14 protein-coding genes are annotated in these 16314 nt (G+C 63.0%); 6 read left to right on the forward strand and 8 right to left on the reverse strand.

Annotated elements, in window-relative coordinates; translation table 11 throughout:
- The first annotated feature begins 6 nt into the window (after positions 1–6).
- The 4 genes from P3T17_RS26270 (at position 7) to hutC (P3T17_RS26285) (ending at position 4108) form a co-directional block, all read left to right on the forward strand.
- A complete protein-coding gene (locus tag P3T17_RS26270; protein WP_074268249.1) occupies positions 7–768 on the forward strand; it encodes an ABC transporter permease in 762 nt (253 codons plus the stop codon).
- Positions 769–802: 34 nt separating this feature from the next.
- On the forward strand, positions 803–1594 hold the full coding sequence (locus tag P3T17_RS26275) for an ABC transporter ATP-binding protein (protein ID WP_074268250.1): 792 nt from the start codon (positions 803–805) through the stop codon (positions 1592–1594).
- 8 nt (positions 1595–1602) lie between these two features.
- Positions 1603–3228, forward strand: a complete 1626-nt coding sequence (locus P3T17_RS26280; RefSeq protein WP_429409405.1) for an aromatic amino acid ammonia-lyase — start codon at positions 1603–1605, stop codon at positions 3226–3228.
- A 91-nt stretch (positions 3229–3319) separates the two neighbouring features.
- Positions 3320–4108, forward strand: coding sequence for a histidine utilization repressor (gene hutC / locus P3T17_RS26285; protein WP_254369016.1), 789 nt, complete (start codon positions 3320–3322; stop codon positions 4106–4108).
- Positions 4109–4159: 51 nt separating this feature from the next.
- Here the strand turns inward: hutC (P3T17_RS26285) and hutC (P3T17_RS26290) are convergent, their stop codons facing one another.
- The 5 genes from hutC (P3T17_RS26290) to P3T17_RS26310 all read right to left on the reverse strand — a co-directional run bounded on the left by hutC (P3T17_RS26290) (position 4160) and on the right by P3T17_RS26310 (position 8150).
- Complete coding sequence (gene hutC / locus P3T17_RS26290; protein WP_254369096.1) at positions 4160–4891, reverse strand: histidine utilization repressor; 732 nt, start codon at positions 4889–4891, stop codon at positions 4160–4162.
- A 110-nt stretch (positions 4892–5001) separates the two neighbouring features.
- On the reverse strand, positions 5002–5874 hold the full coding sequence (locus tag P3T17_RS26295) for an amino acid ABC transporter ATP-binding protein (RefSeq protein WP_429409406.1): 873 nt from the start codon (positions 5872–5874) through the stop codon (positions 5002–5004).
- Between the two features lie 19 nt (positions 5875–5893).
- Complete coding sequence (locus P3T17_RS26300) at positions 5894–6556, reverse strand: amino acid ABC transporter permease (RefSeq protein ID WP_074268253.1); 663 nt, start codon at positions 6554–6556, stop codon at positions 5894–5896.
- A gap of 45 nt (positions 6557–6601) precedes the next feature.
- Positions 6602–7252, reverse strand: coding sequence for an amino acid ABC transporter permease (locus tag P3T17_RS26305; RefSeq protein WP_429409407.1), 651 nt, complete (start codon positions 7250–7252; stop codon positions 6602–6604).
- A 73-nt stretch (positions 7253–7325) separates the two neighbouring features.
- Positions 7326–8150, reverse strand: coding sequence for a transporter substrate-binding domain-containing protein (locus tag P3T17_RS26310; RefSeq protein ID WP_429409408.1), 825 nt, complete (start codon positions 8148–8150; stop codon positions 7326–7328).
- 301 nt (positions 8151–8451) lie between these two features.
- Between P3T17_RS26310 and P3T17_RS26315 the strand changes: the two genes are divergently transcribed.
- Together P3T17_RS26315 and P3T17_RS26320 are read left to right on the forward strand one after the other, a co-directional pair.
- Complete coding sequence (locus P3T17_RS26315) at positions 8452–9435, forward strand: isopenicillin N synthase family dioxygenase (RefSeq protein ID WP_429409409.1); 984 nt, start codon at positions 8452–8454, stop codon at positions 9433–9435.
- Entirely contained in the window at positions 9432–10832 is a 1401-nt protein-coding gene (locus P3T17_RS26320) for an FAD-binding oxidoreductase (protein ID WP_429409410.1), read from the forward strand. Before P3T17_RS26315 ends, P3T17_RS26320 begins: the two co-directional genes overlap by 4 nt.
- A 41-nt stretch (positions 10833–10873) precedes the next feature.
- On the opposite strand, the gene P3T17_RS26325 is transcribed toward P3T17_RS26320, so the two are convergent.
- From P3T17_RS26325 to P3T17_RS26335, 3 genes are all read right to left on the reverse strand, one after another.
- Positions 10874–11662 (reverse strand): hypothetical protein, encoded by a 789-nt coding sequence (locus tag P3T17_RS26325; RefSeq protein ID WP_429409411.1) that lies wholly within the window; start codon positions 11660–11662, stop codon positions 10874–10876.
- Positions 11663–11774: 112 nt separating this feature from the next.
- A complete protein-coding gene (locus P3T17_RS26330) occupies positions 11775–15179 on the reverse strand; it encodes an alpha/beta fold hydrolase (protein WP_429409413.1) in 3405 nt (1134 codons plus the stop codon).
- 14 nt (positions 15180–15193) lie between these two features.
- Positions 15194–15985, reverse strand: coding sequence for a hypothetical protein (locus P3T17_RS26335; RefSeq protein WP_074268259.1), 792 nt, complete (start codon positions 15983–15985; stop codon positions 15194–15196).
- Between the last annotated feature and the right edge of the window lie 329 nt (positions 15986–16314).

Consider the following 16314-nt stretch of genomic DNA (forward strand, 5'->3'; position numbering starts at 1 on the left):
GTCATCATGCATATAGACTTCGATTTCCTGCTCGACACGCTGCGCCAGTTGTTTGCCGCGGTGCCGACCACGCTCGGACTGTTCTTTTCTTCGCTGGTGCTGGGCGGTCTGCTGTCGCTCGTGATCGTCACGATGCGTGTGTCGCCGCATTGGCTGCCGAACCGCTTTGCGCGTGCTTACATCCTTGTGTTTCGCGGCTCGCCACTGCTGATCCAGATGTTCCTTGTGTATTACGGGCTCGGCCAGTTCGGTGTGATCCGCGAGAGCTTCCTGTGGCCGGTGCTGCGCGAACCGTATATGTGTGCGGTGCTGTCACTGGCATTGTGTACGGCCGGCTACACCGCGGAGATCATCCGTGGCGGCCTGATGGCCGTGCCGGTCGGACAGATCGAAGCGGGTTATGCGATCGGCCTGTCGGGCTTCGCATTGCTGCGCCGGGTGATCGGCCCGATCGCGTTGCGGCAGTGTCTCCCTGCCTATTCGACCGAGGCCGTGCTGCTCGTCAAGTCGACCGCGCTCGCGAGTCTCGTCACCGTGTGGGAAGTGACCGGCGTCGCGCAGCAGATCATCCAGCAGACCTATCGGACTACTGAGGTGTTTATCTGCGCTGCGTTGATCTATCTGTTCCTGAATTTCATCATTGTGCGTCTGCTGGGGCTGCTCGAAGTACGGCTGTCGCGCCATCTGCGCGCGGCGCCCGCTCAAGCCGCAACGCGCCCGGTTCCGGCCGCCACCGAAGCACGCCAAACCCCTCGGGCGGCACCTTGAACGGCCACTCGTCCTGGATAGTCTGGAGAATCAAATGAACGCTACGGCACCCGTTGCATTGTCGGTCAAGAACATTCACAAGTCGTTCGGCGAGCATCACGTTCTGAAGGGCATCTCGCTCGACGCGCATGAAGGCGACGTGGTCTCGATCCTTGGCGCCAGCGGCTCCGGCAAGAGCACTTTCCTGCGCTGCCTGAACCTGCTGGAGACACCGGACGACGGTTCGGTCGCGCTGGCCGGTGAAGAACTGAAAATGAAGCGCCGTGGCGACGGCAAGCTGCAACCAAGCGACCGCCGCCAGGTGGACCGCATCCGTTCGCAACTTGGCATGGTGTTCCAGAACTTCAATCTCTGGTCGCATATGACAGTCCTCGACAATCTGATCGAAGGTCCGATGCGCGTGCAAAAGCGCAGCCGCGCGGAAGCCGTCGAAGAGGCCGAAGCGTTGCTCGCCAAAGTCGGTCTGGCGGAAAAACGCGGCCACTATCCTGCGCACCTGTCGGGCGGTCAGCAGCAGCGCGTGGCGATCGCGCGGGCGCTGGCCATGCATCCGAAGGTCATGCTGTTCGATGAACCGACTTCGGCGCTCGATCCGGAACTGGTGGGCGAAGTCTTGCGGGTGATGCGCTCGCTGGCGGAGGAGGGCCGCACGATGCTGGTGGTCACGCACGAGATGGGCTTTGCCCGCCATGTGTCGAACCGCGTGATGTTCCTGCATCAGGGCGAAGTCGAAGCTGACGGCACGCCGGACGAGGTGTTCGGCGATCTCAAGTCCGATCGCTTCAGGCAATTCGTCTCGAGCCACCACCATCGCACTACGAACTGAGTATCGTCATGGCCGTTATCCGTTCCGATCGTCCTCTGGACTGGCGTCAGATCGCGGCGGTCGCCGCGGGTGAGCCGCTTGAGCTTTCCGCCGATGCGCGCGCGCGCATTTCGGCGGCCCATGTGCTTGTCGAACAGATCGTCGAACGCGGCATTCGCGCCTATGGCGTGAACACCGGCGTGGGCGCGCTGTGCGATGTGATCGTTTCGCCATCCGAACAACGCACCCTGTCGCGCAACATCCTGATGAGTCATGCCGTGGGTGTCGGCACGCCGCTCGGCGCCGCGGAAACGCGGGCGATTATCGCTGCGGCCGTCAACAACTTTGCTCACGGACATTCGGGTATCCGGCTTGCCGTCGCAGAGCGGCTGGTGACGCTGCTCGACGCCGGCTGCCTGCCCGAGGTGCCGGCGTTCGGCTCGGTCGGCTATCTGAGCCATATGGCGCATATCGCGCTGGTGTGTATCGGCGAGGGTCATGCGCACTACCGCGGCGAGCGTCTCAGCGGGCGTGAAGCGCTACAGCGGCTCGGACTCGAACCGCTCGTGCTCGACGCAAAAGAGGGGCTCAGCCTGGTCAACGGTACGCCCTGCGTGACAGGACTTGCGGCGCTGGCGCTTGCGCGCGCCGGGCGGCTGCTCGACTGGACCGACGTGGTCGCGGCCATGAGCTTCGAAAACCTGCGCGGCCAACTGGTTGCGTTCGACGCCGAATCGTTGGCATTGAGGATTTCACCGGGCCTGAGTCTGGTCGGCGAAAGAATGCGCAGCGCGCTTGCCGACAGCGGCATACTCGCAGCGGCGATCGGGCGGCGAACCCAGGACCCGCTCAGCATGCGCACTATTCCCCATGTGCATGGCGCGGCCCGCGATGTCTTCAGCTCAACCGCGGAAGTCGTCAATCGCGAACTCGCTTCGATTACGGACAATCCGATCGTCGCCGGCACGCCCGAAGAGCCGCGCGTCTATTCGCAGGCCCATGCCGTTGGCGCTTCGATTGCGCTGGCGATGGATAGCCTTGCTACGGCTATCGCGCAGGTGGCAGCGATGGCGGAGCGGCGGCTCGACCGCCTCGTCAATCCGCTGGTGAGCGGCTTGCCGGCGTTTCTCGCCGAGCCGGGCGGCACCTGTTCCGGCTTCATGATTGCGCAGTACACCGCGGCTTCGCTGGTGGCGCAGAACCGGCGCCTCGCCATGCCCGCGAGCCTCGACGGCGGGATCACATCCGGCCTGCAGGAAGACCATTTGTGTCACGCGACGCCGGCGGCGCTCAAGGCGCTGGAGATCGTCGACAACGCTGGCCGTATCGTCGCCATCGAACTGCTGGCAGCGGCTCAGGCTTACGATCTGCAAATGCTCGATGCCCCGCGCGCGCCGTACACCAATTCCTTGTGGCGACGCGTGCGCAGCGCCGTGCCGACCTATCGCGACGACCGGCCGCTCGCCGAGGACATGGCGCTGGCATTCCGTATCATTGCCGACACAGCGCCGCCGCCGCTACCGGACCCGGGTAAGATGCGGCCTGCAACCGTTGGCACCGGAGCGGACACTGCCTATCCACCGGTTGCCGGCGCGAGCCCTGCAGCACCCACGACGGTTGCGATCGCTGCTTGCGATCTGCAATCGGCGGCGTGAAACGGTCAATGGACCCACGAGCCGGTGCGGCCGGCCTACCCGCCGGACGCATTGGCGCATTTGCGTATTGCGTGCCACCCACGAGGTCGACGTGAATATGAACATAGACAACGCGCCATTCGAAACGACCGAGGGCAGTCCTCGCCAGGTTGCCGAAGCGTCAGCAAAAAATAACGCACAGGAACCGGCAAAAGCGACGCCGGCCTATCAGCAGATCAAGCGCTACGTCGTGAAGCGGATTGCCGAAGGCGACTGGAAGCCGGGTGGGCTGATTCCATCGGAGACCGAACTGGTCAAGGAGTTCGGCGTGGCGCGCATGACCGTGTCGCGCGCGCTGCGCGAGCTGACCACCGAGCGGGTATTGACCCGCGTGCAAGGGTCCGGCACGTTCGTTGCGCCGCAGCGCTACGAATCGACGGTACTCGAGATTCGCAATATCGCGGACGAGATTGCTGCGCGCGGGCATCGGCATATGGCGCGCGTGCTGACGCTCGAACCGAGCGACGATCCGGAGGCGCTCGATGCACTTGGTCTGTCCGCTGGACCGGCGTTTCATTCGCGCATCGTGCACTGCGAAGAGGGCGAGCCGATTCAGTACGAAGACCGCTACGTCAATCCCAAGGTATTCCCCGAGTATCTGCAACAGGACTTCACGGCCGAAACGCCGAATCACTACATGGTGCGGCTCGCGCCGATCCAGCGCGCCGAGTTTCGCATCTATGCGCAAAAGCCTGACGCGCACGTGCGCAAGCATCTGCTGATGGAGATCGGCGAGCCGTGCCTGCTGTTGTGGCGCCGCACCTGGGTGGGCGTTGCGGTGGCGACCTCGGTGCGGTTGTGGCATCCGGCGTCGCGCTTCCATCTGGCGGGCAACGTTTGAGTCTGATCTAGGACTGTGGCTTGTTCAGGCGGCCCGTCCAGGCCGCCGTATTCACCCCTGGCGCTGCGAGATGTCCGGCGTGAACCGGCAGCCCAGCCGGTAGCGTGAGCCCGGATGAACGAAGCGGGCGAACGTCACTGCTACGCCGCTCGTCCACGTGCGGCGCACCAGCGTCAGACACGGCTCTTCGACGCGGATTTCCAGCAGCGCGGCTTCGGCAGGCGTCGAGAGGCCTGCATCCACGACATGTTCGACGTCATGCGCCGGCACGACGTTGTAGAGATACTCGGATGGGCGGATCGCCGCGAAGTCCTGCTGCAAAAACTCCGGCGCGGTGGCCGGATTGACGTAGCGGTCCTCGAGTTGCACCGGCAGGCCGTTCTCGCGATGTACGCAGATCACATGAAACACCGAAGCACCCGGCGCCAGCCCCAATGCGTTGGACACCACCACAGGCGCGGTTTCGCGTTGCTTGAGCAGCGTTTCGTAGGTGTACTCATGACCGCGCGAGCGGATCTCGTCGCCGATATGGGCGATCATCAGCAGGGTGGATTGCGGTTTGGCCTCGGCGACGAAAGTGCCCACGCCCGACACCCGCGTGACGAGCCCTTCGTCGGCGAGCTCGCGCAGCGCGCGGTTGACGGTCATGCGCGAGACGCCCAGTTCGGCGACGAGGTCGAGTTCGGACGGGATGCGGTCGCCGGGTTGCCGCGCACCTGATTCGATGGTGCGGCGAATATGGCTTTTGACCTGTTCGTAGCGCGCAGTCGGATGGTCGGGCATGTCGAGCGCACTGCCAGCCGCGCCAGCCGCAGCGCTGGCGGTCGCGGCAGCGGCGCTCGCAGAAACGCGCGTTGCCGGCATACGGCCAGTACCGCGGGCGGCGCGCGCGATCATGCTGGGTCCGCCTCGCCGGCGTCCTGGGTCCAGAAGGCGTTGCGGTCGAAGTAATTCTGCAGGAACTGGCGCAGGCGCGGCTGGCCCGCATCGTGAAAGACGTCGCGCGGTTTGCCTTCCACGGCAATGCGGCCCTGATCGATAAACACGACCTTGTCGGCCACCTGGGCGGCAAAGCCCATTTCGTGCGTGACGACGGCCATCGTCATGCCGTCGCGTGCGAGTTGTTTCATTACCTGCAGCACCTCGCCGACCAGTTCAGGATCGAGCGCCGAGGTGGGTTCGTCGAACAGCATGATGTGCGGCTCCATGGCGAGCGCTCGCGCAATCGCCACGCGTTGCTGCTGGCCACCCGACAGTTTGGCCGGATACGCATCCGCCTTGTGCGCAAGCCCGACCGTCTCCAGCATGGTATTGGCGCGACGCCGCGCATCGTCGCGCGAAAGATGCTGCACTCGCAACAACGCCTCCATCACATTGCCGAGCGCTGTCATATGCGGCCACAGGTTGAACTGCTGGAACACCATGCCGACATTGCGCCGCACGCGGTTGATTTCGCCCTGCGATGCGCGTACGCGTTTGCCGTTGCGCTCGGTATAGCCGAGCAGTTCGCCTTCGATGCGTACGTCGCCCTGATCGTAGGTTTCAAGCGCGGCGAGACAGCGTAATAGCGTACTTTTGCCTGAACCCGACGGTCCGATGATGCAGACCACCTCGGAGCGGGCAATCTGCAGGTCGACGCCGCGCAGGACCTCGACTTCGCCGAAGCGTTTGCGCAGGTCGCGCACGTCGATCAGCGATGCGCTGTTCGCGTGTCCTGCAGCGGTGGCGGTGGGCCCGGAGGTCGGCATATCGGCAAGGGCGTTCATCGATCGGTCCAGTGTGGGGTCATGCCATGAAGCGCGCAATCCGGGCTTCGGCCCACATGCCGGCGCGCGAGGTGATCTCGACCAGTGCGAGATAGCAGACGCACAGCGCCAGCAGCGTTTCGACAAATGCGAAGGTGGCCGAACCGATACCGGTCAGGACAAAGGTAAGTTCAGGCACGGTGACGATCGACAGCACGGCGGTCTCCTTGCTGAGCACGATGATCAGATTGGTGAGCGCCGGGACGATCAGCACGAGCATCTGCGGCACCTGAATGCGTAGCACGGCTTGCCAGCGCGACAGCCCGAGACAGGACGCCGCTTCCAGGTGGCCGCGCGGCACGGACTGGAAGCCGGAGCGGAACGCCTCGGCAAAATACGCGCTGCCGTACAGGCCGAGGCCGAGCACACCGGCGGTCATCGGTTCAAGCGTGAGGCCGAACGAAGGGCCGCCGTAATACAGCAGAAATAGCTGCACGAGAAACGGCGTGCCGCGAAATAGTTCGATATAGAAACGCAGCAGCCCGCGCACCCAGCGTCCGCAAAACAGTTGCAGCACCGCGATCAGAAAGCCGATCAGCATGCCGATGACGACACCCGCCACCCACGTACCGATGGTCGTCGCGAGACCCGCTGCAATCGGCTGCAGGTTGTGGGTGATGACGGTGGGATCGAATTGCTGCATCGCTGGGGGCTCGGGCTTGGTTTCAGTGCTATCGCAGTGGCATCTTCAGGCGTGCTGCAAGCGGTGCTCGGCACCGTGCGCAACCAGCGCGAGCGCGCCGCAGATGACGAAATAGATCAGTCCCGCAGCAACATATGCTTCTAGCGGCCGATAAGTGCTGGCGGCAATGTTCTGCGCGGTGCGTGTGAGTTCCGCCACGCCAACTACCGAGATCAGCGACGACGCCTTGATCAGCAGCACCATCTCGTTGACGAGCGACGGCAGTGTGAGGCGGAACGCCTGCGGCACCTGGATCCGGCGCAGCATGTCGAAGGGCGACATGCCGAGCATGCGCGCCGCTTCGATGTGCCCAGGTGGAATGCTCAGAAAGCCGCCTCGCAGAATCTCGGCGATATACGAGGCCGAGCACAACGACACCGCGCTGATCGCTGCGGCGAGCGGCGATACGTTGATGCCGACGAACGGCAGCAGGTAGTAGACGAGCAGCAGTTGCACGAGCATCGGCACGCCGCGAAAGAAAAACACGTACGCACCGCCGAACATGCGCGCGGCACGATGCGCCGAGAGCCGGGCCGAGCACACGCCGATCGCGACAAAGAAGCCGATCACGAGCCCCGTCAGCGAAATGCCGACCGTGGCGATGGCCGCGTGCAGCAGCAGCGGCAGCCCCTGCAGAAAGACAGTCATGCTGAACATGTGGTGCACCCGCTAGAAGAGCCGGCAAACCGCTGCGGCATGACGCATGTCCTGCAGCGGTTCGCTCAGTTCATCAGTAGTTCGGCGTGGGCAATGTGGTCGGCGCGTCCATCGCGACGCCGAACCACTTCTTCTGCAACGCGGCGAGACGTCCATCGTCGTGCATCTTGATCAGCGCGGCGTTGAAGGCGTCGTCGAGCGACTTGCTGTCCGGGTCTTTGCGCATGCAGTAAGCAAAGTACACCTTGGCGCCGAACGGCGGCTGCACAACCGCAAAGGTCTCGGGCCGTTGTTTCGCCACATAGGCGATGTTCGTCATCGAGTTCGCCACGGCGGCAATCCGGCCGGCAGCGAGGTCGGCGTACGCCTGGTTGTTGTCGACGTATTCGCGGACTTCGGGCGGCTTGGGCAGCGTCGCGATATAGGCCTTCAACTGATCGAGTTGCGCCGAGCCCTTGCCGGCGCCCACGGTCTTGCCGGCGATGTCCGACGATTGCTTCAGCGACGTGTCGTTGGCGCGCTTGAGCAGCGCGTCGGTGGCGTCGGCAATGGGCAGTGTGTACGTATAGCGATCCATACGCGCTTTCGTCACGGTCAGCGGTCCGCCCACCATGTCGAACTTGCCCGCTTCGAGACCGGGCAACACGCTCGGCCAGGGCAGGTCGATGAAGCGGACCTTCACGCCCAGTTCCTTGCCGATCTCGGCGAACAGGTCCTTGTTGAAACCGGCTTGCTGGCCGTTCTCGAGAAAGTCGAACGGCGCGAACTGCATTTCTGTACCGACGACTAGCTCGCCCGCCTGCTTGACCTTGGCGAGCTGATCCGCGTGGGCAGCAACGCCTGCTGTACACAATGCCAACATCACTAAACGACACTTCCAGCCTGCAAGGATGCTCATACGATTCTCCGGTTGGCAAAGCGGTGTCGCGCGGCACGCAATGGAGCAGGCGCGCGCTATTGATCGGTATGCGAGGCAGTATATACCGCACCTTTTGTGCGAAATAAATAATCGCATTGTGCACTGCAAGGCAAGCCTGGCAGTGGTGAGTCCGAGCGGAAACGTCGCTTGCGAAGGTGCTTTTGGCGGTATATACAACTGAGAACGCGTGTAGCGCCCGGCTCGCTTTGCAAAGTGTTCGAAGTAAAGGCCGCGCACGCATTCCTCAGTCATATCCATCTTGCTCACCAGGAGCATTGCGATGCCACCTGTCACCCGCATTCCGATCATCGACTTTGCCGGGGTGCGCGCCGGCGATCCCGCGGCCCTGCAGCGCGTCGGCCGTGAGATTCACGACGCCTGTACCACGATCGGGTTTTTCTACATCGTCAACCACGGCGTGCCGCAGGCGGTGATCGATGCCGCGGAGCACGTGGCCCGCAGTTTTTTTGCGTATCCGGTCGAGACCAAGCGGCGCGTGGCGGTGAATCAGCGGCATCGAGGCTTCAATGCGCTCGGCGACGCCACCATGTACCAGGCGAAGCGACCCGACTACAAGGAATTTTTCAGCGTCGGACTGGAGTTGCTGGAGGACGATCCCGATGTGCTCGCCGGTCAGGCATTACGCGGGCCGAACAACTGGCCGGACTTTATGCCAGCGTTACGCCCGGCGCTGTATGGCTACTACGAAGCGGTGGCATCGTGCGGCGCGGATCTGTTACGCGCGGTAGCGGCGGGTCTCGGCGTCGACGAACAGTTTTTCGCGCCGCGCTATACCAAGCGGATGCAGCGTACGCAGATGGTTTATTACCCGCCGCAGCCGCCGCAATCGGATGCCGGGCAGTTCGGCGTCGCACCGCACACCGACTATGGTTGCATCACGCTGTTGTGGCAGGATCAGGTGGGCGGTCTGCAGGTGCGCGAAATCGCCAACGACACATGGGTGGACGCGCCGCCCGTACCCGGCAGTTTCGTCGTCAACGTCGGCGATCTGCTGGCGCGCTGGACCAATGACCGGTTCCGCTCGACGCTGCACCGCGTGATCAACGCGTCGGGCCGCGAGCGTTATTCGATCGCGACCTTCTACGATCCGACTTACGGTGCGCTAGTCGACCCACGCGAACTCGGCACCAGCGAAGCCGACCTCAAGTATCAGCCAGTCGCGGCGGGAGACTACATCCTCGGTCGTATCAACGACTCCATGGGTTATCGAAAGAAACTGGCGGTCCAGGGGACGACGGCATGACCGTAAGTACTCCCGCGGAGTTTTCCAGTACGCTGGCTGCCTTGCGCGATGCGCTGGGTGCGGACGCAGTGCGCGTTGGTGAGCAGATCGGCGAGCGGTCAATGACCGATTGGACCCGTCACGAACCAACCCGCGCAGCCGCGTTGCTCTTGCCACGCACGACGGAACAGGTGTCGCAGGCACTGGCGATCTGCCATGCAGCGCATCAACCGGTGGTGCCGCAGGGCGGTATGACAGGCCTCGCGGGCGGGGCGATCCCACGCGCCGCCGATATCGCGCTATCGCTCGAGCGTATGACGGGCGTTGAAGAGATCGATCCGGCCGCAGCGACCATGACGGTGCTGGCCGGCACCACCTTGCAGACCGCACAGGAAGCGGCCGCGCAGGCGGGTTTCGAACTGGCGCTCGATCTCGGCGCACGCGGCTCATGCCAGATCGGCGGCAATCTCGCCACCAACGCCGGCGGTAATCGCGTGATCCAGTCGGGCACGGCACGCGATCAGGTGCTCGGCCTCGAAGTGGTGCTCGCGAACGGCGCGGTGTTGAGCTCGCTCGGCAAGATGGTCAAGAACAATACCGGCTATGACCTCAAGCACTGGTTTATCGGTTCGGAAGGTACGCTCGGCGTCATCACGCGGGCGGTATTGCGGCTGCATCCGCAACGCGCGGCGCGGCATACCGCACTGGTTGCGCTGAACAATTACGATGCTGCGGTAAGTCTGTTGCGGCGGCTATCGACGCGCTTTGGCAACGATATCGGTGCGTTCGAAATCATGTGGCCGGACTTCTATGACTTCGGTGTTGCATTGACTGGCGCACGCTCGCCATTCGCCGAAGCGCATCCGCTGTATGCATTGATCGAGCACGCCAGCTTCGATGCGGCGGACGACGGCGAGCGCTTCGCTGCAGCGCTTGCCGAAGCGCTCGACACACAGGTCAGTCGCGACGCAGTGATCGCGCAATCGGTGGCTGACGCGCGAGCTCTATGGGCGGTGCGCGAATGCACGGCCGAATTCCCGGTACGGCTCGATCCGATCAATTTCGACGTCAGCCTGCCAATTGGTGAGATCGGCACATTCGTCGAGCGTTGCCGCGCGGCACTCGATCGTCAGTGGCCCGGCAACGAGTCGTATTTCTTCGGGCACATCGGCGATTCGAATCTGCACCTCACCGTGGACGGCCGTTCGATCCCGGGCGTCGATCATCACGCCGTGTATGCGTTCGTCTACGAGATGCTGGGACCGCTGCACGGCTCGGTGTCGGCGGAGCATGGTATCGGTTTATTGAAGCGCGAATTCTTGCCGATCTCACGCTCGCCCGAGGAGTTGGCTGCCATGGCCGCGATCAGGCAGGCGCTCGATCCGCACGGAATTCTGAATCCGGGCAAGCTGTTTTGAAGGCGAGTGGGGCGGACAGGGACACCATGCCGCCCGGCATCTCAGTAGGCGGAGTAGTCCAGCAGCTCGTTGGCGTAACGCCGGTAAAGCCAGGACAGGACCGAGGCGGCAAGTCCTATGAAGACGGTGTTGATGAACCCGAATCCCAACGCGAATGCAATCGAGCCCTGCCCACCGGACATCAGCAGCCTCGGGCCGAGCACGGCAAATGTGATTGTCCAGATGAGCGTTAGCGGCAGGTGGGCGACGAAACCGACGCCGAGGATGCTCCAGAAATGACCGCGGCTGTCTTTCCATGCCGCTCGCAGCGTAAGCGGGCTACCTAGAGAGACAGCCGGGTAGATCAGGCATAGACGGCAGACTGCATACAGATACGCTAGCGAAATGAGTAACGCGAACAGGAAGAAGCCGCCCGCGCCCATGTGGCGCATGACCGGGATCAGGAGCATGACAAGCAGAACCGTCACCACAACCAGGACCACCGCGAGACCCAGCGAGAAGAGCATGTAGCGGCCGAGCGGTTCGCCGTTGAGGGGCAGGAGAGGCTGGGTGCCTTCGCCGAGTAGCAGGAACCGGTTGACCTTGATGATCACGCACCCGTAGACGACGAGCTGCAGCACCGAGCAAACCAGCTTGACGAGAGGATGACCGGCCCTCGCTGCGAAATCGAGTTCTGCGCCTGGGGCGAGATGCTGAAAGGGAGCGGAGAGCAGGGTGGTGCAGGTGAGGACTGCAAATATGCAGAGGAAGAATCCAGGCATCCGGATGATGGCTTGCCAGGTGCTGATCCAGCTATTCTTAACGCAGTTACCGAAGGTCAATTCTTCCATGGCGTTTGCCGTAGCTGTTAGGGTTTATTGGAGTGATTCGGATCATAAATGAATTTGCAGGCGCGGTCTGCAGGATGATCGAGTCATTCGGATACCGGACGCACATAGCGCTTCAATGCTCATCCAGATAGCGCAATATCACCGGGTACACGTCCGCCGCCGCGTTCTTGCCGAAGATGCAGTCGAGATGTCCATACCCCGGAATTACATGCCGTTCGTAGTGTTCGGCACCGAAGCGCTCCACCAGCAGATTGAAGGTGGTTTCAGTGCTCACCGGCAGATAGCACCGGTTCTCTGAACCGTGAATGAAGCCGATCGGCAGACGCATGCCCTCCAGATTGGGCAGATAAACGTCCTTGCCGTGAGCGTCCACAACGTGTCCCGCACGCACCATCGTTGCCAGCTGACTGAAAAGCTCGACGTCATGCACACCGAATAGCTCCTGCAGATTGGCGTGAAGCTGCTCGCCGAGTTGCGCGTGTTCATAGAGGAGACCATACAAAAACGTCGCGCGATGGCAGAGCGCATTGCCACAGCCTTCGTCGTGTCCAACCGGATAGAGGCGCAGCGCCTCGTCGAGCAGATTGTGTGGCCAGTCATGAGCCCGCGTAAATACCGTCAAGTCCCTGACGCCCAGGTGTTCGAGTATTTCCGGCATGTGCAGACCGGCCTTGATCCGCTGCAATGCACCCGGAACCGGATGGGCCGATACCTGAGACAGCAGGGCCGAGCGCACGCCCTTGAGCCCCGAGAGCAAAGACATGGTGACAGCCATTGCGCCGAAACAATGCGCTACTACCTGGATCTGCTCCGCGCCCGTAATCCGCCTGACCTGCGCGACAGCGGCGGGGATGTCCTCATGTGCGATCGCATCCGCCGTAGTGGATTCGAGCGCGCTCGGCAGTTCGATGCTCACCCGCAGGTCGACGAGCCATACGTCATAACCGGCGGCGCATAAAAACTCGACAAGGTTGGTGTCGACCAGGTCCGTCGAGAAGATCCGGCTCGACGTCCCCGAGCCGTGCACAAGCAGCACCGGTCCCTTGTTGCCAGCGTGATAGCGCGTCAGTTTTAGTGTCTTGCTGTCCGCTCCGGATGTATTGAACCAGTTCAGTTCCGGTGCCGGCGCGCGTAGGGTGCGCTTCACGCGCGGTGCGGAGGTGTCCTCCGAATCCAGAAACTGCAACGGCGCCGCGACGCCGCCATATTCAGTGAACAGCACCCCGCCGAAGAACTTGCCGAATTTCAGCGTCCATTCGAGCCGTGTCGCGAGGTCAGGTGTGTGCGTGACTTCGATGGTGCGCATCTGCCTGAGGAAATTCTCGGGCGTGATGATCAGGGTTGCTTTGCCGATCACGGGGGCATCGGCGACGTCGGAAGCGCGGATCTGCGCGTACAAAGTATTCGTCTGCGGCCACAGTTCGAGTAGCGACGAACGCGTGATGATCTTCTGTCCTGAGAGGTAGTAGCGAGGACCTTCCACCGTCTCGAGGGTCATCTGGTAGTTCATGTCGCGTCGGTCGACCTCGGTCTGATCGACGACGAACAGGTTGAAATGGCCATCCACGATGGTCATTGGCTGGGCCGACAACGCCTTGCACGTCAGCGTTCCGACTGCGCGTGCAGCGTGCTGAGGGTTGGCGAGCATGTCGGCCAGATCGTCGGATTCGACCGTGAGCGTAAAGCTGATCGAAATGTTGTCCGGAGACGCGTCTGGCGGCGCTGCGTCCGGCTCGTAGGTGCCGATCATGGTTTCGGTGAAGCGTAGGCCGATCTTTTGCGGCGGCGGTGGCGCGACGTCGCCGCGCGATGTGTAGTCGATTTGCCAGCCATGCGCCGCAGCCAGTTGTGCGCAGTTGCGTTCGGCTAGTGCCGAGATCGTCAGCAGTGGATTCACGCCGAGCGAGATGGGCATGACCGCGCCGTCCATCACATACAGGTCGTCATGAACCGCGGCCCCTGTCGTGCCCGAGAATACACGACCGGCCTGATCGACGACGCCGTTTTCGGCACTATCCGCCATTGCGCAACCGCCCAATGGGTGCACGGTCACGAGGCGCTCGCCAAGCAGATTCGCGGAGATCGGGTCGCGCACATAGTCGCCGCCCAGTGCGCGCGTCGCCGCTTCGAGCGTCTTTTCGATGGTGGCGTAAATCGGCTGCTTGCCGGCGTTGGGCCAGCGGATGCGTGGCCGCCCATGCTCGACCGTGATCTGTCCGCTTTCGTCGTCGTGCGCCATCACGAGGTACGTCTGCGTGTGGTTCATGGCGCCGTGGTACGGCCCGCGCAACAGGCTTTCGGCGATGCGCGCGTCGGCATCCAGCGCGGTGTTTGTCGACGGCGGCGGCTCGGGCATCTTCACGCCCTCGGCCGGCGCGGCGATCCCCATCACGCCCATCATGGCTACTCCGACCGGCCCGGCCAGGGAGCCTTCCTCGATCACGAAGCCATCGCGGACGTCCGGTGTATTGCGGTGATCGATCAGGCCGCAGATCGTGGGTCCGACCGGTGGAATTTCACCGGCCTTGTGTGCGCCCCAGCCGATGCCGTTGATCGGCTCATCGGTGTTGTAGGCAAAGGCGAGCACATCGCCATTGCCGGTGAAGTGCTCGCCCAGTTGCGTGGACACAGATAGTCCGGCGTCACGTGAGCGCAACAGGATGGCGGTCGAACCGAGCGTGCCCGCCGACAGGATGACGATATCCGCAGTGACCGCCAGATCCGGCGCGTCATAGATTTCGCGGCCGAGGTCCACCGGTTGATAGCGCACGAGCCACTGCCGGGTGGCCTCGTCGCGCACCACGGAATGCACGGCTACGCCCGTGAAAATCTGCGCGCCGTGCGCGACCGCGTCCGGCAGATAGTTCATGTGGGTCGAATTCTTCGACTCATGGTTGCAGCCTGCATTGCAGTCGCCGCAGCCGATACAGCGTTTCTGTCCGATACCGGCTGCGTTCGGGCCGTCCTTGAAGGTGACCGTGATGGGCGGTCGCGAGAAGCGATCCTGCATGCCGAGTGCCTGCGCCGAGCGCGCGAGCGCATTGAGCTTCGGCAGCGAAGGGAAGTCAGCGGGCACGGGCGACGGTTGCAACATTGCTTCGGCGCGTGCGTACCCAGCGGCAAGGCCGGCCTCGTCGACGCGCACCGCTGCGGGCCAGCGTGGGTCCTGCCATAAGCGCGGATCGGGCCTGAGCGCCACGTTCGCGTTGATCAGCGAGGTACCTCCGAGTCCGCAGCCGACCACCGCGTTGACCTCGGCATTGACGTGCACTTCGAGCAAGGCCAGCGGCGAGCCGATCTGCGCAAGCTCAGTGTTGTATTGCACCTGGCTCGCACCCTCGAGTTGCGTGGCGGGAAACTCGCCCGCCATGAATTCGCGGCCGCGCTCGAGCAGGCACACCTTGCGGCCCGCCCGCGCCATCCGGCTGGCCGCGATGGCGCCACCATAGCCCGAGCCCACTACGACGATTTCGTAGTGCGGCTGCATTGCCTGAATGGCGCTGGACAAGCGATCCATCGTGAACACCTCGATTAGGCGGCCACTTCATTCATTTCGCTGTCGGTCGATTCGGCGGCGAGCAGGTTCAGCGCGATCAGGATCGCCGCGCGATTTTCGACGTCGATTTCGATGCCCAGTACATCGACCAGCCAGCGGCCGATCTTGGTATTGGAAAAATCGGCGGCGTCGTCCGTCTTTTTCATTGTGACGCCGAGTTTGATGGCGCGATAGTGATAAGAGGGAACGCGATGCTGTGCCGCCACGGCCGAAAGTCCGCCTTTGCATTCCGAGCACCAGCCGAGGCTGCCTGCCAGCACGATCCGCTCCGGTTCGTCGAGGCCGTCGATGAAAGCCCGCGCTGCGAAGCGCACGCGTGCTTCGTCGAGACCGTATTGCAGCAGCACGCTTTCGACCGGGTCTTCGAGCGCGTGAGCGTGCAGGTCGATTTCCTGCGCCATGCCCTCGTTTTCCATCGAGACGTTGCGCTGATGGCCGGCGCTGCGCAGGCAGTCGATCAGATAGCGGCGGAAGTATGCGCACAGCGCGTAGCCGTTGGACGGCGCGCTTTCGGCGCAGGCGTTCGTGTCGGAATGACCGGGGGTGAGGCGCAAAACCCGGGAAAAGATGAACTGCGCAACCAGTTCTTCCTTGTCCTCGCCGAGCGCCTGCAGTTCGAGCGGATGGTAGGTCCGCAGCGCCCGTTTCACCAGATCCACCATCGAAACCATTTCGTCACCGGACAGTTGGGTGCGACGGCGCCACAGATCAGGCAGGATCGCATTGTCCAGATTGCGGACGAACTCGCGGCTCGGTACAGCGCCCATGAAAACCTCCGTCGAAGGATGGGTCAAGCGCGCGGTAGGCCCCAGTGCGGGGCGGCGAGGGCTGTGTGAACCGGCCCGGTGCCGCGCTGGAAAGTGATCCCAGTATGGTTTTTGCGCGCGGCTTCGCCTATATGGATTAAGTGATAGCTGACAGGTAAACTGCCGGGTAAACCAACGGCGCCGATGGTCCCAAACGGCCGCTGGCGCTAGCGCCGCCTGATGCCATGCACCATTTCGGTCATCCAGAGCGGCTGAAGCCCGCCTCTTGCCCGCAGCACTTCACCATCGAAATAGCCGGACCCGGCAGCAATAACCTTGCATGGGAGACC

The organism is Paraburkholderia sp. GAS82 (assembly GCF_050436285.1).
Taxonomy (GTDB): domain Bacteria; phylum Pseudomonadota; class Gammaproteobacteria; order Burkholderiales; family Burkholderiaceae; genus Paraburkholderia; species Paraburkholderia phenazinium_B.

Excerpts from the sequence above, each read along its gene's own strand:
- P3T17_RS26270 (WP_074268249.1), top strand. The coding sequence starts at position 7 with ATGCATATAGACTTCGATTTCCTGCTCGACACGCTGCGCCAGTTGTTT.
- P3T17_RS26275 (WP_074268250.1), top strand. The coding sequence starts at position 803 with ATGAACGCTACGGCACCCGTTGCATTGTCGGTCAAGAACATTCACAAG.
- P3T17_RS26280 (WP_429409405.1), top strand. The coding sequence starts at position 1,603 with ATGGCCGTTATCCGTTCCGATCGTCCTCTGGACTGGCGTCAGATCGCG.
- hutC (WP_254369096.1), bottom strand. The coding sequence starts at position 4,891 with ATGCCCGACCATCCGACTGCGCGCTACGAACAGGTCAAAAGCCATATT.
- P3T17_RS26295 (WP_429409406.1), bottom strand. The coding sequence starts at position 5,874 with ATGAACGCCCTTGCCGATATGCCGACCTCCGGGCCCACCGCCACCGCT.
- P3T17_RS26300 (WP_074268253.1), bottom strand. The coding sequence starts at position 6,556 with ATGCAGCAATTCGATCCCACCGTCATCACCCACAACCTGCAGCCGATT.
- P3T17_RS26305 (WP_429409407.1), bottom strand. The coding sequence starts at position 7,252 with ATGTTCAGCATGACTGTCTTTCTGCAGGGGCTGCCGCTGCTGCTGCAC.
- P3T17_RS26310 (WP_429409408.1), bottom strand. The coding sequence starts at position 8,150 with ATGAGCATCCTTGCAGGCTGGAAGTGTCGTTTAGTGATGTTGGCATTG.
- P3T17_RS26315 (WP_429409409.1), top strand. The coding sequence starts at position 8,452 with ATGCCACCTGTCACCCGCATTCCGATCATCGACTTTGCCGGGGTGCGC.
- P3T17_RS26320 (WP_429409410.1), top strand. The coding sequence starts at position 9,432 with ATGACCGTAAGTACTCCCGCGGAGTTTTCCAGTACGCTGGCTGCCTTG.
- P3T17_RS26325 (WP_429409411.1), bottom strand. The coding sequence starts at position 11,662 with ATGGAAGAATTGACCTTCGGTAACTGCGTTAAGAATAGCTGGATCAGC.
- P3T17_RS26330 (WP_429409413.1), bottom strand. The coding sequence starts at position 15,179 with ATGGATCGCTTGTCCAGCGCCATTCAGGCAATGCAGCCGCACTACGAA.
- P3T17_RS26335 (WP_074268259.1), bottom strand. The coding sequence starts at position 15,985 with ATGGGCGCTGTACCGAGCCGCGAGTTCGTCCGCAATCTGGACAATGCG.